The organism is Planococcus sp. YIM B11945 (assembly GCF_050864155.1).
GTDB lineage: Bacteria > Bacillota > Bacilli > Bacillales_A > Planococcaceae > Planococcus.
The window spans coordinates 292,438-317,718 of record NZ_JBOZWR010000007.1; the positions used below are offsets into that span (position 1 = coordinate 292,438).

22 protein-coding genes are annotated in these 25,281 nt (G+C 48.7%); 4 read left to right on the top strand and 18 right to left on the bottom strand.

Annotation, left to right across the window (positions count from 1 at the left end):
• Nucleotides 1-148: 148 nt before the first annotated feature.
• Nucleotides 149-1,750 carry a glycoside hydrolase family 13 protein gene (locus ACRRQV_RS14920; protein ID WP_432532270.1) on the bottom strand — a complete coding sequence of 534 codons (1,602 nt, stop codon included), beginning with the start codon at nucleotides 1,748-1,750 and terminating at the stop codon, nucleotides 149-151.
• 24 nt (nucleotides 1,751-1,774) lie between these two features.
• Nucleotides 1,775-3,805 (bottom strand): penicillin-binding transpeptidase domain-containing protein, encoded by a 2,031-nt coding sequence (locus ACRRQV_RS14925; protein ID WP_432532272.1) that lies wholly within the window; start codon nucleotides 3,803-3,805, stop codon nucleotides 1,775-1,777.
• Between the two features lie 172 nt (nucleotides 3,806-3,977).
• On the opposite strand from ACRRQV_RS14925, the gene ACRRQV_RS14930 reads away from it, so the two are divergent.
• Nucleotides 3,978-4,844 carry a CPBP family intramembrane glutamic endopeptidase gene (locus ACRRQV_RS14930; protein ID WP_432532274.1) on the top strand — a complete coding sequence of 289 codons (867 nt, stop codon included), beginning with the start codon at nucleotides 3,978-3,980 and terminating at the stop codon, nucleotides 4,842-4,844.
• 19 nt (nucleotides 4,845-4,863) lie between these two features.
• Here the strand turns inward: ACRRQV_RS14930 and ACRRQV_RS14935 are convergent, their stop codons facing one another.
• Nucleotides 4,864-5,640: an alpha/beta fold hydrolase gene (locus ACRRQV_RS14935; RefSeq protein WP_432532276.1), complete on the bottom strand. Its 777-nt coding sequence runs from the start codon at nucleotides 5,638-5,640 to the stop codon at nucleotides 4,864-4,866.
• 180 nt (nucleotides 5,641-5,820) lie between these two features.
• Between ACRRQV_RS14935 and ACRRQV_RS14940 the strand changes: the two genes are divergently transcribed.
• Nucleotides 5,821-6,657, top strand: coding sequence for a DUF817 domain-containing protein (locus ACRRQV_RS14940; RefSeq protein ID WP_432532278.1), 837 nt, complete (start codon nucleotides 5,821-5,823; stop codon nucleotides 6,655-6,657).
• 480 nt (nucleotides 6,658-7,137) lie between these two features.
• Here ACRRQV_RS14940 and ACRRQV_RS14945 read toward each other — a convergent pair whose 3' ends face one another.
• The 10 genes from ACRRQV_RS14945 to ACRRQV_RS14990 all read right to left on the bottom strand — a co-directional run bounded on the left by ACRRQV_RS14945 (nucleotide 7,138) and on the right by ACRRQV_RS14990 (nucleotide 18,943).
• On the bottom strand, nucleotides 7,138-8,994 hold the full coding sequence (locus ACRRQV_RS14945; RefSeq protein WP_432532280.1) for an ABC transporter ATP-binding protein: 1,857 nt from the start codon (nucleotides 8,992-8,994) through the stop codon (nucleotides 7,138-7,140).
• Entirely contained in the window at nucleotides 8,991-10,715 is a 1,725-nt protein-coding gene (locus ACRRQV_RS14950) for an ABC transporter ATP-binding protein (RefSeq protein ID WP_432532282.1), read from the bottom strand. The genes ACRRQV_RS14945 and ACRRQV_RS14950 overlap by 4 nt, the downstream gene beginning before the upstream one ends.
• A complete protein-coding gene (locus ACRRQV_RS14955) occupies nucleotides 10,712-11,188 on the bottom strand; it encodes a MarR family winged helix-turn-helix transcriptional regulator (RefSeq protein ID WP_432532423.1) in 477 nt (158 codons plus the stop codon). Before ACRRQV_RS14955 ends, ACRRQV_RS14950 begins: the two co-directional genes overlap by 4 nt.
• A gap of 197 nt (nucleotides 11,189-11,385) precedes the next feature.
• Nucleotides 11,386-12,273: a TIGR01777 family oxidoreductase gene (locus tag ACRRQV_RS14960; RefSeq protein ID WP_432532284.1), complete on the bottom strand. Its 888-nt coding sequence runs from the start codon at nucleotides 12,271-12,273 to the stop codon at nucleotides 11,386-11,388.
• 153 nt (nucleotides 12,274-12,426) lie between these two features.
• Nucleotides 12,427-12,873: a DUF4385 domain-containing protein gene (locus tag ACRRQV_RS14965; protein ID WP_432532286.1), complete on the bottom strand. Its 447-nt coding sequence runs from the start codon at nucleotides 12,871-12,873 to the stop codon at nucleotides 12,427-12,429.
• 238 nt (nucleotides 12,874-13,111) lie between these two features.
• On the bottom strand, nucleotides 13,112-15,421 hold the full coding sequence (locus ACRRQV_RS14970) for a glycoside hydrolase family 3 C-terminal domain-containing protein (RefSeq protein WP_432532288.1): 2,310 nt from the start codon (nucleotides 15,419-15,421) through the stop codon (nucleotides 13,112-13,114).
• A 69-nt stretch (nucleotides 15,422-15,490) separates the two neighbouring features.
• Nucleotides 15,491-16,249: a class I SAM-dependent methyltransferase gene (locus tag ACRRQV_RS14975; RefSeq protein ID WP_432532290.1), complete on the bottom strand. Its 759-nt coding sequence runs from the start codon at nucleotides 16,247-16,249 to the stop codon at nucleotides 15,491-15,493.
• A 287-nt stretch (nucleotides 16,250-16,536) separates the two neighbouring features.
• Nucleotides 16,537-17,565 carry an ABC transporter permease gene (locus ACRRQV_RS14980; RefSeq protein ID WP_432532292.1) on the bottom strand — a complete coding sequence of 343 codons (1,029 nt, stop codon included), beginning with the start codon at nucleotides 17,563-17,565 and terminating at the stop codon, nucleotides 16,537-16,539.
• Nucleotides 17,562-18,287, bottom strand: coding sequence for an ABC transporter ATP-binding protein (locus ACRRQV_RS14985; RefSeq protein ID WP_432532294.1), 726 nt, complete (start codon nucleotides 18,285-18,287; stop codon nucleotides 17,562-17,564). The genes ACRRQV_RS14980 and ACRRQV_RS14985 overlap by 4 nt, the downstream gene beginning before the upstream one ends.
• A gap of 104 nt (nucleotides 18,288-18,391) precedes the next feature.
• Nucleotides 18,392-18,943 (bottom strand): GNAT family N-acetyltransferase, encoded by a 552-nt coding sequence (locus ACRRQV_RS14990; RefSeq protein WP_432532296.1) that lies wholly within the window; start codon nucleotides 18,941-18,943, stop codon nucleotides 18,392-18,394.
• 176 nt (nucleotides 18,944-19,119) lie between these two features.
• Between ACRRQV_RS14990 and ACRRQV_RS14995 the strand changes: the two genes are divergently transcribed.
• Both ACRRQV_RS14995 and ACRRQV_RS15000 read left to right on the top strand, forming a co-directional pair.
• Entirely contained in the window at nucleotides 19,120-19,446 is a 327-nt protein-coding gene (locus ACRRQV_RS14995) for a four-helix bundle copper-binding protein (RefSeq protein ID WP_432532298.1), read from the top strand.
• A gap of 65 nt (nucleotides 19,447-19,511) precedes the next feature.
• A complete protein-coding gene (locus ACRRQV_RS15000) occupies nucleotides 19,512-20,030 on the top strand; it encodes a TVP38/TMEM64 family protein (protein ID WP_432532300.1) in 519 nt (172 codons plus the stop codon).
• Nucleotides 20,031-20,032: 2 nt separating this feature from the next.
• Here the strand turns inward: ACRRQV_RS15000 and ACRRQV_RS15005 are convergent, their stop codons facing one another.
• The 5 genes from ACRRQV_RS15005 to ACRRQV_RS15025 form a co-directional block, all read right to left on the bottom strand.
• A complete protein-coding gene (locus tag ACRRQV_RS15005) occupies nucleotides 20,033-21,016 on the bottom strand; it encodes an N-acetylglucosamine kinase (RefSeq protein ID WP_432532301.1) in 984 nt (327 codons plus the stop codon).
• Nucleotides 21,017-21,133: 117 nt separating this feature from the next.
• Nucleotides 21,134-21,868, bottom strand: a complete 735-nt coding sequence (locus tag ACRRQV_RS15010) for an SIS domain-containing protein (RefSeq protein ID WP_432532303.1) — start codon at nucleotides 21,866-21,868, stop codon at nucleotides 21,134-21,136.
• Nucleotides 21,869-21,904: 36 nt separating this feature from the next.
• The gene (locus tag ACRRQV_RS15015) at nucleotides 21,905-22,639 is read right to left on the bottom strand and encodes a creatininase family protein (RefSeq protein ID WP_432532305.1); all 735 of its coding nucleotides are present in this window, start codon (nucleotides 22,637-22,639) and stop codon (nucleotides 21,905-21,907) included.
• A 13-nt stretch (nucleotides 22,640-22,652) separates the two neighbouring features.
• Nucleotides 22,653-23,645, bottom strand: coding sequence for a phosphotriesterase family protein (locus tag ACRRQV_RS15020; protein WP_432532307.1), 993 nt, complete (start codon nucleotides 23,643-23,645; stop codon nucleotides 22,653-22,655).
• Nucleotides 23,646-23,977: 332 nt separating this feature from the next.
• On the bottom strand, nucleotides 23,978-25,273 hold the full coding sequence (locus ACRRQV_RS15025; RefSeq protein WP_432532309.1) for a PTS ascorbate transporter subunit IIC: 1,296 nt from the start codon (nucleotides 25,271-25,273) through the stop codon (nucleotides 23,978-23,980).
• Nucleotides 25,274-25,281 lie beyond the last annotated feature (8 nt).

Below are 25,281 nucleotides of genomic sequence, written 5' to 3' on the forward strand. Positions count from 1 at the left end.
ATCTTTTTGTGTATTTTAACAAAACTTCCGTCTGATGACGCCTCCTTTATTTACTTTAAGTTTATTCCTGTATAACCGATTTAACCACATAAAAACCCCGAAACACGCACTTTTGTAAAAAAGTTTTCGCGTTTCGGGGCTTCTGGTTTTATTCTTTTTTGGCTTCGTAAAACACAATGGCTTCATAGGGCCGAAGTCCTAGTTCTCCCCCCTCTCCAGGAGGGTCGTAATTACCGATCAGCCGCTCGCCAGCTGGCCTTGGCAAGGTCCGGTGATTTGCCGAAAAATTGCAGTAGACAGTCAAGGTTTCTTTTTCTATTTGCCGCGTATAAGCGAAAATTTCTTTGTCTTCCCGGTACAGCAGCAAAAAATTGCCGGTTGTCACGATATCCAAGGTTTTCCGAAAAGCAATGAGCGCCCGGTAATACGTGTAGATGGAATTGGGATCGCTGTAGTTTTCGGCATTGATTTCCGTGTAATTCGGGTTGACCTTGATCCACGGTTCGCCTGTCGTGAATCCGCCATTCGGCTCGCTCGACCATTGCATCGGGGTCCGCGCATTGTCTCGTCCTTTTGCGTAAATCGATTGCATAATGTCGTCGTGCGAAAATCCCAAAGCGGTCCGTTCCTTGTACATATTATGTGTCTCCACGTCCCGGTATTCCTCGAGCGAATCAAAGCGGATGTTCGTCATGCCGAGTTCTTCGCCTTGGTAGACAAACGGCGTGCCTTGCAGAAAATGCAGGCATGTGGCGAGCATTTTCGCCGACTCCACGCGAAATTCCCGATCGTTGCCAAAACGCGAGACGATGCGTGGCTGGTCGTGGTTGTTCCAATACAACGTGTTCCAGCCGACATGATGAAGAGCGTTTTGCCACTTTTCCTTGTTTTCTTTTAAATCCACAAGATTCAGCGGCTTGACATCCCATTTCTCGCGTCCCTCTTGGTCGAGGTCCATGTGCTCGAATGTGAAAATCATGTTGAGTTCTTTTCTGGCGGGATCGGTGTATTCCCGGGCGTCTTCCGGGGACGCGCCTGGTGTCTCGCCGACAGTAACGATATCGTAATGGGCGAGAACTTGTTCATTCATTTCCTTTAAATAGGCATGGACGTTGGGGCCGTTCAAAAAGTACGATTCGCCGTTGCCATCTTTCGTGTCCGGAAACAGAGGATCTTTTGAAATCATGTTGATGACGTCCATCCGGAAACCGTCGATGCCTTTATCAAGCCACCAGCGCATAATGTCGTATACCGCTTTCCGCACTTCCGGGTTGTCCCAATTCAAGTCCGGCTGTTTTCGGGTGAATAAATGCAGGTAATACTGGCGGCGTGTTCCATCAAATTCCCATGCCGATCCGCTGAATACAGAGCGCCAGTTGTTCGGCTCATCGCGCCAAATGTAATAATCCGGTTGGGTTCGGAACCACTCATGCTCGTCGCTCGTGTGGTTGGCGACAAGGTCGAGGATGAGCTTCATGTCCCGCTTGTGCACTTCTTCGAGCAGCTCGTCAAAATCAGCCATCGTCCCGAATTCCGTCATGATTTCATGATAATTGCGGATGTCATAGCCGTTGTCGTCATTTGGCGAATCGTAAATCGGCGACAGCCACAAAATGCCGACGCCGAGGTCGGACAAATAATCGAGTTTTTGGATAATGCCCCGCAAATCGCCGATGCCGTCGCCGTTCGAATCCATGAAGCTGCGCGGATAAATTTGGTACACCGTTGCTTTTTTCCACCATTCACTCATGTGCTCACCTTTTCCTTTTGGCTTTTATTCCACTGCTTTAAACACGTCCGCCACTCGTCCCGCCACTTCATCACTGCCTTCTTTGACGTCTTCGACCATCATCGCAACGATCAAATCCGGCTCTTCCGCATTAAACGCCACAAAATAGCCGTTCGTCTGCCCGCTTTTTTCCATCGATCCTTTCAGTTCCGCCGTGCCCGTTTTGCCGGCGAGTGGAATATCTTTCAGGTTTGCGGACTTTGCAAAGCCGTCCGTAACGGCGTTCCGCAAGCTCTCACGGATCCGTCCCGCGTTTTCGGCTTTGATCAAATCGCCTTTCCACACTTGTGCTTTTTTGTCTCCATCCAATAAAACCGGTTTGTACATCGTGCCGCCGTTTACGAACGGCTCGTACATCGACGCCAAATGCAAAATGTTCACAAGCATCTGCCCTTGGCCAAACGACGTATCGGCCAGCTGCCCTTCAGAAGCAATGGCGCCGTCGTTTGACACTTGGGATGCGGTGATGTTAAGCGCTTCAAACGGCAGCGCTTCGCCAAAGCCGAATTGTTCCAATCCTTTTACGAGGCCATCACGGCCGATTTCCATCGCCTGCTGGGCAAAATAAATGTTGTCAGAATAGACAAGCGCTGTGTTCAAATCGACCGGATTCGGGGCATCATCGTGCAGCCGTGTGACGCGAAACGTGTCCCATGATTCTTTTTGCCACGTCTTGCCTTTGATTTCGATGCCGTCATCCGGCTTCAATGTGCCCGCTTCTAAACCGATAGCAGCCGTCACCGGTTTGATTGCTGAACCGGGTGCATAGCTTTCAGCAAACCGCGGAAACAGCGGCTCTTTTGGATCATCATCTAGTTCTTGGAAGCGGCTGTTCGTCATGCCGAGAATGAATTCGTTCGGGTCGTAGCCGGGCGAGCTCAGCAAAATCCGCGTCTCGCCGGTTTTCGGATCGACAGCTGCCGCAGTGCCGGCTTTGCCGTCCATTGCTTTATACGCCGCGTTTTGCAGTTCGGCGTCAATCGTCAGCTTGATCGTTTCGCCCGGTTTTGCTTTGTTTTCAATAGAAGGAACTGCTTCTGCACCTTCCATGCCTTTGTCGATCAAAATGCGTGCGCCCTCTTCCCCGCGAAGCCGCTTTTCAAGCGAACGCTCGAGCCCTTGTGCGCCGATTACATCGATCTCTGTGTAACCTTCGTTTTTCAACTCGTTTAATTGATCTGCAGTAATCGGTGCCAGGTAGCCGGATAAGTGAGCCAGTGCTTTTCCGTACGGATATTCCCGCAAAGGCGTTTCCCGCCGTTCGGTTCCAGGAATTGCAAAAATTTCGTCGAGCACTTCTTGGTTGTCCGGCACGATGCCGACTGGCACATAATGTTCCGGCTGCACCCAGCTTTGGTTTAGCTGGCGATCTATCGCTTCTACTGTCGTATGGAGCAATTGCGCGAGCCGCGTTTTCTTGCCTTCATTGGTGAAATTCCCCGGCACGATGCCAATCTCGTAGCCTGTGCCGTTCACCGCGATCGGCTTGCCACTCCGGTCAACGATTTCGCCGCGTTCCGGTTTGGAAAATTCCACCCGGACCTCATCGCCTTCGTCCAGATGCGGCAAAATAAACGACGGGTCCCATTCGACAAACCAGTTGTCGTTTTCAAAAAGCAGCGTCAGCGTTTTGTCGAACTTCACCGGCCCTGCCATGCTATCCATAGATAAAGTCAGCGGAAAATCTGCCGGCTCATCAGGATTCCATTCAGCTGTTTCATCCGGCTTCGTGTAGGCCACTTGGATGTTTTCCATCGCAAGGTCTTTATGCAGCTGCTGCTGCCAATCGACAAATACCGCTTCGCCAAATGCCTCTTTTGTCCCTTCGTTTAAATAATCGGTGTACATCTTTTCAAAGTCGCCGCTGTTCCACAGGCCGATAAATTCCTCAACGCGGCCTTCAGGCGAAAATTGCGATTCCGCTTCTTGTTCTTTTGGCGTCACTTGTTCTTCTTTTTGGCACCCCGCCAAAATCAAGAAAGCGATGAAAACAACCCAGACTCCCTTTTTTCGCATGGCATGACCCCCATTTTTCTTCAGTTTACCATTTTACTGAATATTCCGAAATATAATTCGTGATTTTAAGCCAAGGCTGTTATAAAATGAAACCACGAAGAAAGCCCTCTCAGTTTCCTGCATCACACCACGGCGATTTCTCATAAGATTTATAAGAGAGGCGGTGCATTGGATGTTTGAAGAAATGCCAGCTCGGTATTTGTTTGGGTTTTTAGCGCTGTCTGTTATGGTATCGGTCATCATACTGTTTGAGATTTCCGCGAACTCTCTTCTCATCGATGTCGTCGTGCAGCTTGTCTTGTATGTTGTCGTCCCGGTGCTTTATTTCGGCTATCACTTTCGCAAACAAAAAAAGCGGATTACGACGGTCGTGTTTATGAGCGGCGTGGATCGCTGGGTTTTGATAATCGTCGGACTCGTGCTGCTGTCGTTTATGTTTTCTGCGAGCATGCTGTGGTTTCGCATGTATCTGCTTTTGCCGCTTGCGCCTTGGCTTGTCGACTTTATGCTTGAACCTCCACCTTCTCCTGGCGGTTCCTACTACGTCATCTTTACCGTTATCGTCATTTCGGTGATTGGTCCAATCGCTGAAGAATTTATTTTCCGAGGGGTTTTACTGAAGCGGCTCATTGCGAAGACGACGATGTGGAGCGGCGTATTGATTTCAAGTTTGTTTTTCGGTATTTTGCATTCGGATATTCTCGGGGCTTTTTTGTTTGGCGTCGTGGCGTCGCTGTTGTATTTGCGCACCAATAACTTGCTCGTGCCGATCATGTTCCACGCCGTCAACAATTCGCTCGCTGCATTGTTCATGTTTGTGCCTGACGCCCGGCCGGAATGGCTGTTTTTCTTCACCAGCGCGGAAGTGTACTCGCGCGCTTTGCCGTATGCAACGATGCTCATCGGCAGCGCCGGGCTCACCGCATGGGCGATTATCCGCTTATCGAAAGGCTTGGACCAAAAATTAAAAGACGAAGCCTATGCCCGGCTGGATCTGCCGGATGATGAACCCGAAAAAGAGCTTAGAGATGTTCTCTAAGCTCTTTTTCATGGAAACTTTATGCCATTAGAAAATCGGTCGTCACGTCCAAAAACAGTTCCGATTCTTCAACGTTCGGTGCGTGCCCCGAGTTTTCGAACTCCACAAATAACGCATCCGGGATAAGCCCGGCGATTTCCCTGCCGCGTTCCGGCGGGTTCAAACCGTCGTGCGTCCCGCTAATGACGAGCGTTGGAGATTCGACCGTCGGCAGCGTGCGGCGGAAATCAAATCCTTCGAGTGCTTTGTTGGCTGCAGCTTGCTGGATGAGCGTCAACGTTTGCTCAGTTAAGCCGGATTCTTTCTGCCATTCTTCCACAGCCGCTAGATTGCGGAACATGTACTTGAACAAATGCTTTTGCTGCTCCTGTTCTTCCATGCCCTCGATTTCATCAGCATGGCGATTGAACAATTCCTGGGTAGACGAGGTTTTGCCGTTCGATTTGGAAACGACGAGCACCAATTTTTCCACGCGTTCCGGATGCGCGAGCACCAAGCCTTGTGCGATATAGCTGCCCATCGATACGCCAAGCACATGCGCTTTGCCGATGCCCAAGTGATCCAAGAGCGCCACCACGTCTTCAATATGGTCGTTCAGCGTATAGCTCAGTGGTTTATCCGAACGGCCGTGCCCCCGGCAATCATAAGCGATGACCCGAAAATGATCCTGGAAATACTCAATTTCCTGCTGAAACGTCATCAAACTTGCCGTCAATCCATGAATCAATACAAGCGGTGCCCCTTCACCCGCTTCTACGTAATACAATTGCACTCCTTTTGATTCAAACCTCGGCATCTCAGTTCCTCCTTCATGGTCAGTGCTCATATATGCTCTTTGTATACCCCCTTTTTCCGCATCTATTTTAGGAGGAAAGGATGGTTTTCCAAACGGAAAAAGCAACCTCCGGAAAGCGCCTTTCGTCCTACTTCAAAACGCTTCCATTTCGTATGAATCAAATCGGAGAGAGGGATCCTTATGAAGTATTTATTCCGCTTCACGTACTTGCAAGCGTTGTCGTGCATTTTTCCCGTCATCATTTTTGCCGCTCTCGCAGTTTCAAAATTGGTCGATATTCCCGGATTGCCGCGCTACGATTTTATTTTGCTCATCTGTTTGGCAGCGCAAGTGTTCATGCTCGTTTCCAAACTTGAGACGATTGACGAACTGAAAGTCATTTGCCTGTTCCATGCGATTGGCTTGGGGCTTGAATTGTTCAAAGTGCATATGGGGTCGTGGGCGTATCCGGAAGAGGCCTACAGCAAAGTGTTCGGTGTGCCGCTGTACAGCGGCTTTATGTACGCGAGTGTCGCAAGCTTCATCTGCCAAGCGTGGCGGCGTTTGGATCTTCGCATGTACAACTGGCCAAAGCCGGTGTTTGCGGTCAGCATCAGCGTGCTCATTTACATGAACTTTTTCACGCATCACTTTTCTTACGACATCCGCTGGTTGTTGAAAGTGCTGCTCGTGATGATCTTTCTCAAAACCATTGTCACCTTCCGGCTGCACGACCGCGTTTTCAAGCTGCCGATGATTTTGTCGTTCTTGCTTGTCGGCTTCTTCATCTGGCTCGCTGAAAACATCGTCACGTTCTTCGGCGCCTGGCAGTACCCGAACCAGCAAGCCGCTTGGTCGCTAGTTCACATCGGGAAGATTTCATCTTGGTTTTTGCTGGTGATCATCAGCATTATCATTGTGGCGCAATTGAAGCGAGTGAAGAGCGGAATGGCGGAAAGTAGTGCTGGGGAAAAGGCGATGTTTCCTTGGGTGGCGGTATTTTCGAAGCATGGGGTTGTTGAAGGGCAAAAGAAATGAGGAGAAGGAGGCTGTTCGCTTGGTGCGGATGGCTTTTTATTATGAGGACTTTGAAAGTGGCCTTTTGGCTGGAAAAATTTGCTTCATGAAGTTTTTGGGAGTTAATATGCAGTTCTCTCGATTTAACATGCAGTCTCGCCCTTTTAACAGGCAGTTCTGATCAGTTAACATGAAGTGTTCAATTTTTAACAGACAGTTCTGTTTTTTTCGTATCTCCCAGATCAAAAAGCAAAAAAGGAAGCTGTTCGCCTCCGCGAACAGCTGTTGATTACTGCAGGTATTACATAGAGAAAGTGAAGCGAGCAGCTGGAAAAATTTGCTTCATGAAGTTTTCCAAATTTAACAGGCAGTTTCACATATTTATCATGCACTTCTATCGTTTCTACATGAACTTTTCATGAGTTCACATGAAGTATCGCCCATTTAACACGCACTCCACTTAAAAAAACCGGCCCAGAAACTCTTGGGCCGGCTCTCTATTTATCCAGCGACCTTTTCGGCAAACTGGCTGTTGTACAATTCTTCGTAGAATCCTTGTTGTTCGAGCAGTTCCGCGTGTGTGCCTTGCTCGATGACTTTTCCTTGGTCCATGACCAGGATCAGATCGGCATCTTTGATGGTCGACAGGCGATGCGCGATAACGAAGCTGGTGCGTCCTTCCATCAAGCGGTTCATGGCTTGTTGGATAAAGACTTCGGTCCGCGTATCGACGCTTGATGTGGCTTCGTCCAAAATCATGATCGGCGGATCGGCAAGGACGGCCCGCGCGATGGTCAAGAGCTGCTTTTGCCCTTGCGAAATGTTCGACGCTTCTTCGTTCAAGATGGTGTCGTAGCCGTCCGGCAAAGTGCGGATAAAGTGATCGGCATGGGCGGTGCGGGAAGCGGCGAAGATTTCGTCGTCCGTCGCGCCGATTTTGCCGTAGGCGATGTTGTCTTTTATTGTGCCGTTAAAGAGCCACGTATCCTGCAGCACCATGCCAAAGCTTTTCCGCAAATCTTCACGAGGCATGTCGCGCGTGTCCAGCCCATCGATTTTGATTGAGCCGCTGTTTAATTCGTAAAAGCGCATCAATAGATTGATAAGCGTCGTTTTGCCGGCTCCAGTCGGCCCTACGATGGCCACCGTCTGGCCAGGCATGACGTGAATGTTCATGTTTTCGATCAACAGTTCTTCGCCATAGCCGAAGTCGACGTCTTCAAATGTGACGGCGCCTTCCGCACGCTCAAGCGAAACGGCTGCCTGTTCTTTGATTTCCTCTTCTTCGTCCAACAGTTCAAAGACGCGTTCTGCTGCCGCAATCGTCGATTGGATGATGTTGGCGATGTTCGCGGTTTGTGTAATCGGCTGCGTAAACTGTTTCGAGTACGTAATAAACGCTTGGATATCGCCGATTGAAATCGTCCGCTGCGTCACCAAAATTCCGCCGACCACGGAAATCAGCACATAGCTGATATTGCCGATAAACATCATTGCCGGCATGATGATCCCGGAGATAAATTGGGCCTTGCTTCCGGCTTCGTACAGTTCTTCGTTTATGGCATCAAATTGCTCGCCTGATTTTTTCTCGTGGCCGAACACTTTCACCACTTGATGCCCCGTGTACATTTCTTCAATATGGCCGTTCAATTCGCCAAGTGATTTTTGCTGGTTGGCGAAATGCTTTTGCGAACGTTTCAATACCGGGCCGATGACGACCATCGACAACGGCAGCGACACAAGCGCAATAAGCGTCAACAATGGTGAAATTGACAGCATCATGATGATAATTCCCACTAAGGTGACGATTGATGTGATAAACTGCGTCAAACTTTGCTGCAGCGTGCTTCCGATGGTGTCGATGTCGTTCGTCATGCGGCTCAATGTTTCACCGTTTGGCCGGCCGTCAAAATACTTGAGCGGCAGCTTCTTCAATTTTTTATTCACATCTTCCCGCAAATCGTAAACCGTGTCCTGCGCGACGGTCGACATGATGAATTGCTGGATATAGCTGAACAAACTGCTGATGATGTACAACCCTGTCAGCAAGAGTAAAATCTCGCCAATCCGGCCGAAATCGATCGTTGCACCCGGAACACCCATAAATTTGCCGTAAGCTCCTTCAAACAACTCCGTAATGGCGAGCCCCATAATTTTCGGTCCGACAATCATAAAAATCGTGCTTAAAATCGCGGCAAAAAAGACCGCAATGAGTTTATTGCGCCGCGGCTTCAAATATTCCAATAAACGCCGCAATGTTTTCTTAAAGTTTTTCGGCTTTTCGCCCGGCATCATCATCATGCCGCCGGGTCCATGTCCCGGTCCTTGCCCGCCGCGAGGTTTTTTGTCTTTGCTCATGCGATTTCCTCCTCTGTCAGCTGGGATAGCACAATTTCACGGTACACGTCATTGCCTTCGAGCAATTCTTCATGTGTGCCGATTCCGGCAATTTTGCCTTGTTCCAACACGATGATGCGGTCAGCATCGACGACGGTGCTGACGCGCTGTGCAATCAATAGCACCGTGGCGTTTTTCGTTTCGTCTTTCAACGCTCTTCGCAGACGCGCATCTGTTTTGTAATCGAGCGCCGAAAAACTATCGTCGAATACGTACAAGTCCGGCTTGCGGATCAATGCGCGCGCAATCGACAACCGCTGCTTTTGTCCACCTGATAAATTCGAACCGCCTTGTTCGATTTCCGACTCATAGCCTTCTGGCATCCGTTCAATAAATTCCGTAGCTTGCGCGATGCGTGCGGCGTGTTCAAGTTCCGCTTGCGTGGCGTCTTGTTTGCCGAAGCGGATGTTGTCCGCAATCGTGCCGGTGAATAAAATTGCTTTTTGCGGCACAAAGCCGAGTTTCGAACGTACTTCGTCTTGCGACGCTTCGCGGATATCGACGCCGTTGACGCGAATGGCACCGCTGGTGATTTCGTAAAAGCGCGGAATCAAATTGACGAGCGTCGTTTTTCCGGATCCCGTCCCGCCAATAATGGCAGTAATTTCTCCTGGTCTTGCTTTGAACGAAATGTTCGACAGCGCCGGCTTTTCCGCTCCCGGATAGCTGAACGTCACATCATCAAATTCCAGTGTCCCAAGTTCACGGTCTGCTTTTTCAGTTCCGTTGTCGACAAACGCCGGCTCCATTTCGAGCACTTCGTTGATGCGGTTCGCCGATACAGCGGCCCGCGGAATCATAATGAACATGACCGATGCCATAACGAGTGCGAACATGATCAGCATGACGTATTGAATAAATGCCATTAAGTCTCCAATCTGCATGGCCCCGTTATCAATGCGCACGCCTCCGAACCAAATAATGGCAACGACCGTTAAGTTCATGACGAGCATCATGACTGGCATCATGAAAGCCATAATTTTATTCACCTGGATCGAGACATTCGTCAAATCGCGATTCGCTTTTTTCATGCGCACTTGCTCTTCCGATTCGCGGTTGAACGCTCGGATAACACGTATTCCTGTCAAGTTTTCACGAAGCACCAAATTCAGCCGGTCCAAACGGGTTTGCACGGTCTGGAACAGCGGCATTGCTTTTTTGAAAATCAAGATGATCGAACCGGCAAGCACCGGCATTGCCCCTAAAATGACGAGCGACAGTTTGGCGTCTTTGGAAATCGCCAAAATCAGTCCGCCCACAAGCATAATCGGCGCGCTGATGACCATGCGCAGCATCATGATAACCACTTGCTGCACTTGCGTAATGTCGTTTGTCGTCCGGGTAATGAGCGACGCCGTTCCGACTTTATCAAATTCCTGCAACGTGAATTTTCCAACGTGGTTGAAAACCCGGCGGCGCAAATCGCGGCCAAGCCCCATCGCTGCTTTGGATGAATAGTAACTGGCGAAAATGGAAGCAACCACTCCGGCAGCCGAAACTCCGAGCATAATCGCACCGATTTGCCAAATGTATGGTGTATCTCCGGTGACGACGCCGTTGTCGATAATGTCGGCCATCAACGTAGGCAAATACAGATCCGCCAGCGATTGAATAAAAATCAACGCCACGACAGCTGCGACAAACCATTTGTAGACGGTTAAGTTTTTTAGAATTTTGATCATTTAAGCTGCTCCTTTGGTTCGATGGTTTCTAATAATGAAGCAATGCGCGCATGGGTTTCGAGCAATCGTTCCGCTTCACCAGGCTCCAAGGCGTCCAGCACCTTTTGAACCACACGGTGAATCCCGCTTTCTTGCAGGTGAATGGTTTTGATGCGTTCAATGCCCTTCTCGTTCAGCGACAGCAGCATTTCCCGGCGATTGCCTTCCACTTGCTGGCGTTCCAGCAAGCCTTCTTTAACAAGGCCATCAACTGCTTGGCTTAGCGTGCTTTTTGGCAAATAGGTTTTCTCGCCCAAGGTTTTTTGCGTCATTTCGGTATGTGAGATAAGCGTCATCAAAATATTGTATTGCGGAATCGACAACCCGTTTTCCACTGCAGACCGCTGGACAAAGCAGAACAAGTTTTTCTGAACGCTTGCAAACGAGCGCAGCAGTTCTACAGAACGCATCAATTGGTGATCATCTGTTTTCATTTCCACTCTCAACCCTCCATTCTCAAACAGTTCGAAACGGAACAGTTCGTTCTTGATTCTTTTAATTTACTCTTATTAAAAGGGCCGGTCAATGTTGAACAACGCAAAAAGAAAACACCTTGCTTGCCAAGGTGTTTAAGAAGAAATATGTAGCTTCATGAAGCGAATAACCTATCCGCTGTTGGCACTATGCCAATTCAATGCATAATGTGCTTTAACGCTTTATCCAGTGTAGCGTACCAGAATTCAAATCCTTCTTTTTGCAGCCGCTCCGGGATCACCCAGCGACTTTTCAGAACCAATTCCGTTTCGGTGCGAATGACTGCCGCCCCCATTTCGAGCATCCAGCCAGGCGCACGGAAACCGGTTGGCCGGTTGGCATTTTTTCGCAGCGCGGCCATCAGTTCCCGGTTGGATACCGGATTTGGAGACGAACAATTAAAGACACCGCTCAAATGCGGCCGGTCTTGCAAAAACAGCACGATGCGAAACAAATCTTCAATGTGGATCCAGCTGAACATTTGCTCGCCTGAACCTTGCACCCCGCCGAGCCCGAGGCGCACCATGTTGAGGTAAGGTGTCATTACCCCACCATCTTCTCCGAGCACAATTGCTGTCCGAAGCGCTACTTGCCGTGTCCGCGGCAATTTAAAAGCGAACAGCGACTGCTCCCATGCTTTTGCCACTTCCACTGAAAAGCCCGTTCCGATGTCACCGTCCGCTTCCGTCATCGGCCGGTCTTTTGCATGGCGGTAAATCGTTGCGGTGCTTGCATTAATCCAGAGGGGTGGTGAATTTTCGCACGCCAGCATCGCATTGCCAAGAATTTGGGTGGTTTCGATCCGCGACTCCAGAATTTCTTCTTTGTTTCGTTTATTGTAGCGGCAATTGACCGATTTGCCGGCCAAGTTGATCAATATGTCGGCACCATCTAAGGCATCCACTATTCCTGTATGGTCGAGCCATGACAAATGCTTATCTTGCCGCGAAATCACTACAACTTCATAGCCCTCTTCCAAGAACTTTTTCTGAAAGTAACGGCCAATAAACCCCGTCCCTCCTGCTAGTACTACCTTCCTTTCCACAGAATCCCCTCGTTTCCAGTATATTCACTCTATATAGACGTTTGAACTTGAGAAAAGTTACAGAATTTAGGAAATTAATTTGAAATAAATTGGAATTAAATTACGTAGCGTTCCATTTTTATTTTATAAAAAAAGACTGCCTCAGCAGCCTCTTCACCCAAATTCTTTTTGATGTTTTTTCTTGCGCGTCAAGTAGTCTTCGTCTTCCCGGATTTCGTCCCATCTTTTTTTGAAGATGGCGGCGGATTCCGCTTTGATGGGATCGATTTCGCGTTCTTTGATCGTTCCGTCTTCGTTGTACTTGCGTCCGCCTTTGTAATTGGTGTAGCGGCGCGCACGGGTATAGCCCATTTGGATAAACTTCCGGGCCATATCCATGCCGACAAAATCATCTTGTTTGCGATATTCTTCGAATAGCTCCGAAATCTTATCGCATGACTCTTGCGCAATTTCCGGCGTCTTGAAGCGCCAATGCGGCAAGATCTCACTTTTGTACGGTTCAACAAGCAACACGCCTTGCTCGCCTTTCCCCACGCGGTACAATTCCGGATGCTTCCGGAGATCCAATTTCTCGTAATCCAGCTCGTAATCAAATGCCATCGTCCATGCACCCCTTTTCAGTTTTATACCCAGAAAAAGCGCAAGTTATGCTCCAGGATTTTGAGGAAGTGCGGGTAAAGAGGATGATTCGTCAGGTAAGAAGTTCAATAGTGCAGGTAGAAACTCGAATAATGCAGGTAGAAATCAAAAAACTTCATGAAGAAAATATTTCCAGCTCTCCTTACCCTTTTTTAGCCATCAAAAAAGCCATTCGCCAACAGCGAACAGCTCTCCCCACTTATCTTTTCTCAACCGCCGGACTACCGAAGGTTTGGATTTTATTCAATTCGGCGATGATGATCTTCAGCTCGTCTTCCGTGATGCTGCCTTTTGTGAAATACACAAGGGCGCGAAGCGGCATGTTTTCAGCCATCGCTTCCATCATTTCCGCCATTTCCTTGCTTTCATCAATGGAATCCAGGAATGTCGGAGAGCTGTTCATTTCTTTGATAAGGTTCGTGGCCGGTTCCGCTAGCAACGGGTCGGACATGAGTTCGCCGATTGTGGTATTGCGCGTGATTTTCCGGCTGATTCGGACCGTGCTTTGAACCGTTACGATTTGTTTCAATTCGATTTCTTGGGACGATTTCCCGATCAAAATTTCGTATTCGCCCGTCTCCACATGCCAATCTCTTATTTCTTTATTAAAATAAGCGAACGCGCGTTTATCCAGTGTAAAGCTGAGCGTTTTTTCTTCGCCGGGCGCAAGCTCCACTTTTTTAAAGCCTTTCAGTTCTTTAATGGGCCGGCGAATAGAGCTGGCCAAATCACTTACGTATAATTGCACAATTTCTTTTCCGGTTCGATCCCCCGTATTTTTCACGGACACGTGCACCTCGACTTGTTCTGTGTCTTGGATTTCGGATTTGCTTATGATGAGGTCGCTGTATTCGAACTCGGTATAAGTGAGCCCGAAACCGAACGGGAACAGCGGCGTTCTTTCTTTTGTATCGTAATAGCGGTAGCCGACAAAAATTCCTTCTTTGTATTCGACAAGATTGCCGTCTCCCGGGAAATACAGATAGGACGGATTGTCGCTCAGTTTCATCGGAAACGTTTCCGCCAGCTTGCCACTTGGGTTGGCGTCGCCGAACAAGACGTCTTTCAACGCACTGCCCGCTGCCTGTCCCCCTAAATAGCCTTCCAATACGCCTTTTGCTTGATCAAGCCATGGCATTTCGATAGGCGCTCCGTTGCTCAACACCACCACCAAGTTCGGCTGCACTTTCGCGACTTCCCTTATTAACATAAGTTGGTCATCAGGCATTCGCAAATGCAGCCGGTCATAGCCTTCTGATTCACAATGGTCCGGCAGCCCCGCCATCAAAACAGCACAGTCTGCCTCTTTTGCGGCTTCTTTCGCTTGTTCAATCATTCCAATATGTGGGACTTCCACATGAAGGTCATAGCCATCCGCATAAACGACTTTTTCTTCGCCCAGTTCACGCACGATTTCGTCATACAGGTTGTCGAGCTGCAGAGGATGGACATGCGAACTGCCGCCGCCCTGATAGCGTGGCTGTTTGGCAAATGCCCCAATCAACGCAATTTTTTTGTCTTTTGAAAGCGGCAAGATCTGATCTTGGTTTTTCAATAAAACCATTCCTTCAATTGCTGCTGTTTTTGCCAATTTGTGATGTACTTGTGGATCAAATGCCGCATTTTCTCGCTTCGAATCTTCCGCCAAGAAAATTAGCTTGAGCAAACGCGCCACTGCCATATCCAATTGGCTTTCCGAAATGTGTTCATGTTCAATCGCTTCGATGATCTTATTTACGCCAAAGCCTAGGCTTCCCGGCATTTCCAAATCCAATCCGGCTGTGAGTGCAGCGTGGCGTTCATCGATTGCGCCCCAATCCGAGACCACGACGCCGTCAAATCCCCATTCTTTCCGCAAAATTTCTTCAAGGAAAAGATAGCTCTCGGATACATATTCACCGTTCACTTGATTGTATGACGCCATAACCGTCCACGGTTTGCCATATTTTACAGCCCGTTCAAAACTGGCCAAATAAATTTCCCGAAGTGCGCGTTCATCCACAATTGCGTTTGTTGTCATCCGCCGGTGTTCCTGGTTATTTGCGATAAAATGCTTGAGCGACGTTCCGACGCCTTCGCTTTGGACACCGTGAATGTAAGCGGCCGCCAATTCCGATGACAAAAGCGGATCTTCCGAATAGTATTCAAAGTTCCGCCCGCAAAGCGGCGAACGCTTGATATTAACGCCAGGGCCAAGAAGCACACCAATTCCTTGGGCCTGCGCTTCTTTTCCTAGGGCGCTGCCCACTTTTTGAATCAGTTCTTTATTCCATGAACTCGCAAGCGTCGCTCCTGCGGGGAAACATGTGGCCGGTTCGCTCCTGCCCAATCCCATATGGCTGTCTTCGCCCACTTGTTTGCGCAGCCCATGCGGTCCGTCACTTAAACGAATCGATGGAATTCCGAGCCGCTCAATTCCTTTAATATGCCAAAAATCCGCACCTGAACACATGCTTGCTTTTTCTTTCAACGTCATTTGGGAAATCAATGCCTGAATATCTCGCTCCATACTAAACAGCCTCCTGCTCCATGAATCGATTCATGTTTGGTGGTGTAATGGTCGATAGACGTCAGCAATTTATTTTGTTGCAGTTGCTTCAAAAGTAATCGTCTGCCCTGCCTGTGTCGGGTAAATATCGAATTGATAATCGGTTGAAATGTGAATGTCCGCAAAGCCAATCTGTTCGAGAATTGTCCTGAACTCTTCGACGCCATACCAGCGGAGCGGATAGCGCTCGAGTTCCGTGGCAATCAGTTTGCCGTTCCGCCACTTTTCATAGCGTCCTTGGGAAACCCGGTATTGCTTAATGGGATCGACTTCGACAATCGTTGAATCCACTGTGAGCACATCGCCATTGTCAGATTCCCACATGCGTGTCGACACTTTCCCCATTTCAAGTTCGCTCGGAATAAACAGATCGACGATCAATTTCCCGCCGTTTTCTAAATGACGATGGAAATTCTCCAACGCCTGGAGCGACGTTTCGCGCTCATGAATCAATAAAAACGTGCCGGTCGGAATAACAATCGCTCCGTATTTTTCTTCAAGCGAAAACGTCTCCATCCGTGCTTCAAACAACGTCGGATTGAATCCTCGTTTCTCGCAATTGGCGCGGCAAATCGACAGCATATCTTGCGACACATCGAAGCCGTCCACTTGAAACCCTTTTTCCAAAAGCGGCACCATCATCCGGCCTGTCCCGACAGCCGGTTCCAAAATATGCCCTCTGCAAGCAGCCAGCCGTTCCGTATAATATTCGATATCGCCGAACGAACTGCCAATCGGCTTGTCGAGATCGTACACTTCCGAAGACAAACTATTGTAATACCCGAACACTTAATTTCCTCCTTCAACAAAAAACCTTGTTGCCTAATAATTCTGTATACTCAGCGTATTATCCTCTTATTTAGCATGTTTATCCAGTCATTAAATCGAAAAGGCGGTTGTTTCTTTATGTCAGTTTTGCAGGCAAAAATTGAGGGATTTCGCTTGGTCAACAGAGTTTTCATTGCTTAATTTAACTGTCGGTTTATTCTTCTATAGCACAGCGGTACTTAGAGAAAGTCGAGAATTAACTTGTGTGTTTAGATTAAATGAAGGCGTTCCAAAAATGGCCACCTCTTTTACAATGCCCGGTATCGCTTCAAGGCAAAAATATTCAGCGTGATAAAAACAGCCGCAAAAATTGCAAGTGCCAATAAGTCTCCGCTGATTTCACCCAGCCCTTGCCCTTTGTACATAACGCTTTTCAATGCATTTGCTGCGTAATAAAGCGGCATGACCCGGCCAATGCCTTGCAGCCAATCGGCCATGCCTTCGAGGGGGATGATGCCGGCAAAAAAGATTTGCGGCACGACCACTACCGGGATGAATTGCACCATTTGAAATTCCGAACCTGCAAATGTCGACAGCAGCGTTCCAAGCGATAGCGCTACTAAAGCCAACAGCAGATTAATCAGAATAACATGCCAAACCGAACCGGCCATCACCATATCCAGTATATTGACCGAATAAAACACGACGATGCACGTCTGAATGATCGCAAATAGCCCAAAGCCTGCAAGATACGCGGCGACGATTTCCACTCTGCGGATGGGTGTTGCCAGCAAGCGCTCCAACGTGCCCGATACGCGCTCTTTTAACAACCCAATTCCAGAAATCAAAAAAACGAAGAAAAAGACGAAGAACCCGACCAAAATAGGACTCAGCACATCAAAAAATTCCGTGTCACCGCCGCCATATACGTAAGCTGTTTCAATGCCTCCAAAAGGCATCCCTGCTGGCGCCAGCTGCGCCGCAGCCGCTTGGTTGATTCGCCCGAGCAAGGCTTTGGCAGTTGTGGGATCGTCGTTTTGAAGAGTCAATTTGAAGTCTCGGCCATCTGCTACAAGCAATCCTTCCAAATCATCTGCAATGATCGTTTCCTCATCAGCCGCATCGTAACGGGTTATGTCGATTCCGGCGTCCACCAATGCCACGGCCAATGTCTCCTCAACTCCAACTGCTCCGAGTTTTGGCTCTGCTGCATTGCCGTTAAAAAAGAAATACATGAGCGTTAAAACGACAAGCGGTGCAAAAAACAAAAGGGCCAGCGTCCGCTTGTCGCGAAGCATTTGAAGAATGATCCGATGAATAAGAGCAAAAATTCTCATCTGCGCTCTCTCCCCGCCGCTAAAAACACGCCTTCCAAATTGTTCACTCTATACTTTGCTTTCAACTCTTGCGGAGAACCGCTCTCCAAAATTTTGCCGTTTCGCACCATGGCAACAACGTCGCATTTTTCAGCTTCATCCATGACATGCGTCGTGATGATGATCGTTTTGTTTTGTTCGGTCTTCAAGTGCATTAATTCTTCCCAAATCGACAGCCGCAGTTCCGGATCAATGCCAACAGTCGGCTCGTCCAGAATCAAGATGTCCGGATCGTGGACCAACGCAATTGCCAGCGACAAGCGCCGCTTCATCCCGCCCGAATACTGCGCCACTTTTTTACCTAGCTCGTCAGTCAGTTTCACCAATTCGGCAGCATACGCAATTCGTTTGTTCCTTTCTTCTTTTTTCATTTGGTACAGCGAAGCGAAAAACGTCAAATTTTCTTTTCCTGTCAGGTCGTTGTACAGCGCATCTGATTGCGCCATATAGCCGATGTTTTGGAGAAGCGATAAGTTCGGCATGTCTTTTCCCAAAACCCGAACGGTTCCTTGGTCCGGGGAACTAATGCCCACGATCAGTTTGATCAGCGTCGTCTTGCCGGACCCTGATGGCCCGATAAAGCCATAAATCTCTCCCGCCTCAATCGCCAAATCCACTTCTGACAATACCGTCTTGCTGCCAAAACTTTTCTTTAAGCCATTCACTGCAATGCTCGGCTGCATGACTCCTCAACCCCTTTCATTGGCTAAACACTCTTTTACTTTGTATTCTACTCTTTTTTCGCTCAGTTTATAGACGCAAAAAAAGCAGTGGCTGCCCACTGCTTTTACTCTTTGCCTTTATTCCACTCTTCGGCCAACACGCCGTACACGACGTGGTCGACGTAATGGTCATACAGCCACTCGGCTTGCCGGATCGTGCCTTCTTCTTTGAATCCAAGCCGTTCCGGAATCGCACGGCTTTTTTGGTTTTCCACCGCTACCCGGATTTCGACTTTGTTCATGTTTAAAGTATTGATGGCGTATTCCGTCAACGCTCTCGCGACACGCGTCATGATTCCGTTCCCCTGATACTGCTCTCCGAGCCAATAGCCGATTTTCGCGGTTTTGTTTGCATTGTTGATTTCGTTAAAGCCCGCGAGTCCCGCAATTTCGCCTTTATACAAAATGACTGTGTTCATGCTTTTGCTTTCGACAAAATTCGTTCTGCCCATTTTAATAAAATCTTCTGTGTCTTCGGCCTTCAATGTGAAATCGAGCCATGGCAGCCACTGTTTCAAATAGTCGCGCGACTGATCGGTCAATTCAAAAATCCGTTTGGCGTCACGCATTTCAACCAAGCGCAGCGATAAATCTTCATCAATTTTATGTATGAACATACTATTTCCTCCTCGCTCCTTCCTAAATATCGTAGCATATCCGCCTTTTCTCCTGTATGCATTTTAGTGGTCTTCAGCGGTGCTCCGCAGTTCTCTTAATAAAAAACTGCTGTTTAGAATAAAAAAGAGCGGGAAGTTAAGCTATGTGTACTAAAATTGAGAATGGAGGCTGAAAAATGATTCCTGAACAGCAGCAAGAATTTATTCAAAGCTTGCAAAACTGTATGGTGGCCTGCAACAATTGTTATAACGCGTGTTTGCAGGAAGACGATGTGAACATGATGGCACAGTGCATCCGGCTCGACCGGGAATGCGCCGATACTTGCGCATTTTTGGCACAAGCAGTTGCGCGGAAATCGCCGTTTGTTTCGGAACTGGCGACGGTTTGCGCATTCATTTGCGATGCGTGTGGGCAAGAGTGCAAAAAGCACGACCACGAACATTGCCAAATTTGTGCCAATGCCTGCTTTACATGTGCGGAAGCTTGCCGCAGTATGATGTAAACGGCAAATTGCTCAAAAGCGGCAAAACATCCGCTTTTGAGCAATTTTTTAAGTGAGGGCTCTATATGATGGTTACTTTTTTCTTGTTGCTGCTTTTGAATATTGCGATTGGTGCGTTCGGGTTCATCCCGAGCTTTTTTGTGACGGCGCTTAATATCGATTGGTTCGGCCTATCGGCTGGAACGTTTTTATCGCTCGCCGGTGAAATCATTGGGGCCATCATCGGCTTTCGTCTTTACCGGTTAGGGTTTTCAAAAGCGAATCCCGCTTGGCTCAAGCACCGGTTTTGGGTCGCGCTGCAAAACCAGCCGCCAAACCGCATCTTTTGGTCGGTCATTTTGTTCCGGCTGATTCCGTTTGTGCCATCGGGGCTTGTCACTGCGGGCGCTTCGCTGACCACGATCTCCGCTTGGAAATTTGCCATTGCCAGCACCATCGGCAAAATCCCAGCCGTCTTTCTTGAAATTGCGGCGGTATACGGCCTTGCTAAAAGTGTCTCTTCCGAGTTTCAATACGGCCTTCTCGCTTCGCTATTGCTTGTCTTTTTAACCGTTTGGTTCGTGCGCAAACAGAAAACTACTTGAACCTACGCGTTTACCGCGTCCATGACCTGCTCGTTTAACCGTTCCGTAAACTGCTCCCTGATCGTGATGCCGTGCGACTTCAACCCCGCAATAACCGCTCCTCCGACCGGCGGAATTCGCGTCGGTTGGAATACAGCATTGGGAAGTGTGCCGCGGGCCAACCGCTTGAACAAATCGTCGAACAAAGCCCAATCGGAAAACACACCGCCTGCCAGCACGATAGCGGTCGAATGGTCCGGCGCAAACAATTGCTTGTGGCATGTGTCGATGCACAGCAGCATATCTCCACATGCCTCCATCAAAATCTGGTGGGCGATTTTATCGCCCGCCAGCGCTTCGTTTACAACCAACTGGGCAAGCGGTGCAATAACCGCGCGCGCGTATTCGTGGCCGTATACATGTGCGATGATGTCTGGCACAATTTTCACTCCAAAATGTTCCAACAGCCGAGCCGTTAACGAAGTTTCGGGACCGCGCTTGTCAAACGCTTGAAACACCGCCCGAAGCGCCGCTTTTCCAATAGCGAACCCGCTGCCGCCTTCGTCAAACAAAAATCCCCAGCCGCCGGCGCGCGTCGTCTCTCCTTTTTCATTGATGCCAAACGCAATGGAGCCGGTTCCGGAAATTTGGGCAATTCCCGGTTTTCCCAATGTCCCGGAATACAAGGCATTGACCGCATCGTTTTGGACAATCACTTCGATTTCATCCGGCAAATGCGTTTTTAATAACTGCATCACTTCTGCCGTGCGCTTGCTTTCGTCAACGCCGGCCATTCCTGCAAAGCAGACAGATATTTGATTGAATACTGCTTCGTTCTGCGTTTTCAGCTCTTCTACTAAACCCACCATCACTTGCTCGAATTCTTGAGGCGACAATGTCGTGGGATTGCTCCGGCCAGTCACCGCCTGCATGTAAATCGTGCCGAATTCATCTGCTACAATGCCGGCCGTCTTGGTGCCGCCGCCGTCAATTCCCAATACGTACATCCCGCTTCCCGCCTTTTCCGTTAAAACACGTTTTGTTGAAATTCTATCACTATAATGGTTTCGAGTGGAAACCAAAAAGCCTGCATCCGGCAAATTTCCGGCTGCAGGCTTTAAATCTTATGACAATAAAGGAATGCGTTCCTGGTATTTTTCAACAAGTCCGTTGTTGTGGTCATCGGCGCCGTCAATGTTGCCGCTGAGGAAAATCGGCGGTTCTATTCCGTTGTCCGCCAACAGCTTGATTGCTTCGGCGAAGATAGCGTTCAAGATCACCGCTCCGACCACAGTCGACGTCGGCCCAAAGGGCACTTTCACTTTGTCGTACGACAAAATGGCGTCGCCGCTTACTGAATGGTTATCGATGACAAGATCAACTGAGTTGAATAAATGCTTGCCGCTCGTATGGCGCGACGGCTGGCTCTTTGAATATTCCAAAGACGTCAGCCCAATAACAAACGCGCCTTTTTCCCGCGCATATTGAGCTACGTCAACCGGCACCGGGTTGCGGCCGGACGTCGACAATACAAACACCACATCGCCTTCGCGGAAATCCTGGTCTTTCAAAAAGCCTTCGGCGTACTGGTTTTTCCGTTCAAGCTGCGAAGACGTCAACGCCCCTTCATGGAGCATCAGCGGTTCGACGAAAATCGGCTTCATCGGTACGAGCCCGCCAGCCCGGTAAAACACTTCTTCCGTTAAAATATGCGAATGTCCACAGCCGAACAGCTGAATGATGCCGCCGCTGCCAATTGCGTCCGCCACTTTTTTCGCAGCTTCCAGCATGTGGCCGCTTTCGCTTTTTTCAACGCGTTCAATTCGTTCTTTTGCTTGTTGGAAATACTCGCTTAGCATGTTATCAGCTCCTGGGGTTTGATTGGTTGCCTATGACTAGTTGTTTACTGCTGGTTTCGCTTCGTTTATCAATGCCACCATGTTATCGATGGCAACTGTAATGATCTTTTCGCCTTTTTCTTTTGTTGCAAGTTTGGCATCTCCGAGCACAGCGGAACGGGTGAAGTCTTCCCAAGGCGTCGGCGTCACATCGGCACTCATCGGAATATCCGGAATGTCGGTAATCGCCCGCGACATGTCTACTTTTTCTTCCGCTAAATACAGCATATACGAAGTCTCGACTTCGCAGGCATGGAAATAACTGGCGTGTGCAGACGGAGTCTCCCGCACTTCGTCGGTCACTTTTTTGACGCCTGGGTAAAACAAGTACAGCACTTTCAACTCGGGAACTTCTTCGTACAATTTCCGCGCCGCTTCTTTTAACGCCACAGCGTTGCCTAAATGGCCGTTGATCATCGCGAATACTCCGAAGCCTTGCTGGTGCAGGCTGATGCCCATGTCGACCAATAAACCGATCAACGATTCGTTGCTGATGTTGATGCTGCCGGGAAAGTTTTTCAAACTCCACACTTGTCCATACGGCAGCGTTGGCAGCACGAATGCGCCTGTCCGTTCGGCGACTTTTTCCGCCAGTCGCTCGGCAAGGAAATTGTCCGTGCCGAGCGGCAAATGCGGCCCATGTGCTTCAACAGCGCCGATCGGCAAGATGGCCACTTGGCTTTTTTCTATTTTTTCTTTTACATCAAATGAATTTTCGTTTTGAAAAATCAAAGCGATCTACCTCCTATCGATTGAACGAGAAGCAACGGGCGGGATTTTCGACAAAGAATTTCCGGATCAAGTGCTCTCCGTTAAACCCTTGCCGGTTGGCATCGTCAATAAACCGCGGAACCCATTTGGCGATGATGTATTCAAGGCCGAGCCCGTAATCGTAATGTTTGTAGTAGGTTTTCCGGGCGGTGTCTCCGCTGACCAGGATTTGATTTTCATAGCCTTTTTTAACAAGTTCCAAAATGCAGTGGATGCGGGTGCTTTCCGGTGCATATTTGATTTTGGCAATGCCATCGAAACTTAAATACGCTCCGGTTCTTGCCACTTGCTCATGGTAGTAAGGATCCGGATTCCGGTCCATATGGCCAAAACTCATATAAGATAAATCAACGCCTTCGGACTGCAGCAATTCGATTTGCTCAAGCCCCATCGTCCCCGCTTCGGTATGCGAATGCAGCGGTGCTTTTGTTTCCAGATGCGCTCGCGCAACTGCCCGCAAAGTTTTTTCTTCTAGCGGCGTAATCCGGTTGTAGCCTGTCCCGAATTTCACTTGCCCTGCGCGATAAGGCGTTCCTTCCAAGCCTTCTTCCACTTCCCGCACCACAAAATCGGTCAACTCGTTGATGCTTTTGGCATCGATCCATTCCGTGTATGTTTTAAAATCTCCGAGAATCGGCTTCAGTTCTTCTTTAATGTTTGCATCCCATAAAAAGCTTTTGTTAAAACCGGCTGTCCCGACGATGTGGATATCCAATTCTTCGGAGATTTCCTTCACCGCTTGAACATCGCGTCCATAATCGATTGCTGTGGCATCAACAATCGACCGGCCGCCGTGGTGTTTAAAATCGGCCACGTCCAACTTTGATTTTTCTTTATCATCCAACAACAAATCATCGGCTTCCCGTTCCACCCAATAAGCCGGGCGGCACACAATATGTTCATGCGAATAAGTAAAACCCAATTCCTCAGGTTTAATATCTCCTCGCAGCGTACGTATGAAACTCATTCCAATTCCTCCTTCTACTAGAAAATTAAATCATGTTCTCTGTATACATGATTGATATGGAGCAAAGCAACGGAGACTCCCGCGGGAGCAGTGACGGAGCAAAGCGACAGAGCGACAGTGCCGAAATCCACTCGGGCATAAGCCCGAGTTAGTTCGGCGCAAGCCCGCAGGAAAAGTATTGGCCGAAGGAAGTTCGGACAATGCTTTTGCGACGAAGCAGCGCAGCGATGCAGGAGCACACGGTTTTAGCGGAGTTGCTTTGCGGAATATCGATATCTCACTATTAAGCAGAACCAATAAAAAAGCAAAAGAGGCAAAAAGCTGCCTCTTTATTACAATAATAGCTGTGCCAGCAGGCGGATGATTGGTCCAAGAATGAACATGTCTGAATCCGCTGCCCACATTGCCGTATCCGGAATCGTTCCGGCAAGCAGCAGTTTTACGGTGATGTATTGGCCCCACGCAACAACAGTTGCAGTGATAAAGCCGCCCATTATCGCGCCGCGCACTCCTCCGGTTAAATTCCCGAAAACTCCGGCAGATGCCGAGTGGAAGAACAACACGATCATCGTCGGCACAAACACGTAGCCTACTGTGTTCCCTAAAATGACCAGCCAAATCAACGCTCCAACAAAAGCGCCTAAAAATCCTAAAATAACAGCATTCGGTGCGAAAGGAAAGACGATCGGGTTATCCAAAGCCGGTCTTGCGCCTGGAACGATGCGTGTCGCAATCCCTTTAAACGCAGGAACAATTTCCCCGATAAACATGCGCACTCCGGTAAGAACTACCGCAATACCGGCAGTAAACGTGAAGGACTGGATAATCGCGTAAACAATGAAGTTTTGATTTCCAGAACTCGCAAGCAATTCCTGGGCGCCCGGTGTGTCTTTGAACGAAATGATGATGGCACCGCACAAGAACAACAAGCCCATCGTCAATGCCGTGATGACATTGGAATCCCGCAGAAACTCCAATCCTTTTGGCAGTTTGATTTTCTCGGAATCATTTTCTTTATTGCCCCATAATTTGCCTCCCCAGGCAGATAAAAGCGCAACAGACGCTGACGTATGCCCTAATGCAATATTGTCATTGCCCATGATTCTGCGCATAAACGGCTGCGTGATGGCAGGCTGGACAGTCCAATAAATGCCCATGATGACTGACAAGAAAATAACGAGGCGCCAGAACGAAACATCAGGAGCAGTGTGGACGGCGATTCCAGCAAAAATGGTCGTTGTCCAAAACATCATGTGGCCGGTCAAATAAATGTATTTCAACTTTGTAAATCGCGCCAATAAGACGTTAATCAAAAATCCTAATGTCATCGACAAGGTGACAGCGCTTCCATACTCGGAATTAAAAAGCTCCTGCCCCATATACTCGCCAAGCGTTTCCCCGGAAAGGTTGAACACTTCTTTCCATAGCGGCTCAAAAACCGTCAATGCGCCAACAATAATCGACGCCCCGGCACTGATGATCAAAAATCCGATAATCGCTTTAAAGGTTCCGCTGATGCGTTGGCTGACTGTTTTCTTTTGCAGCAGCAAGCCGATTAATACAATGATCCCCAATAATATAGCAGGCGTTCCAAAAACGTTATCCGCTAACCAAAATATAATATCCATTGTTTTCT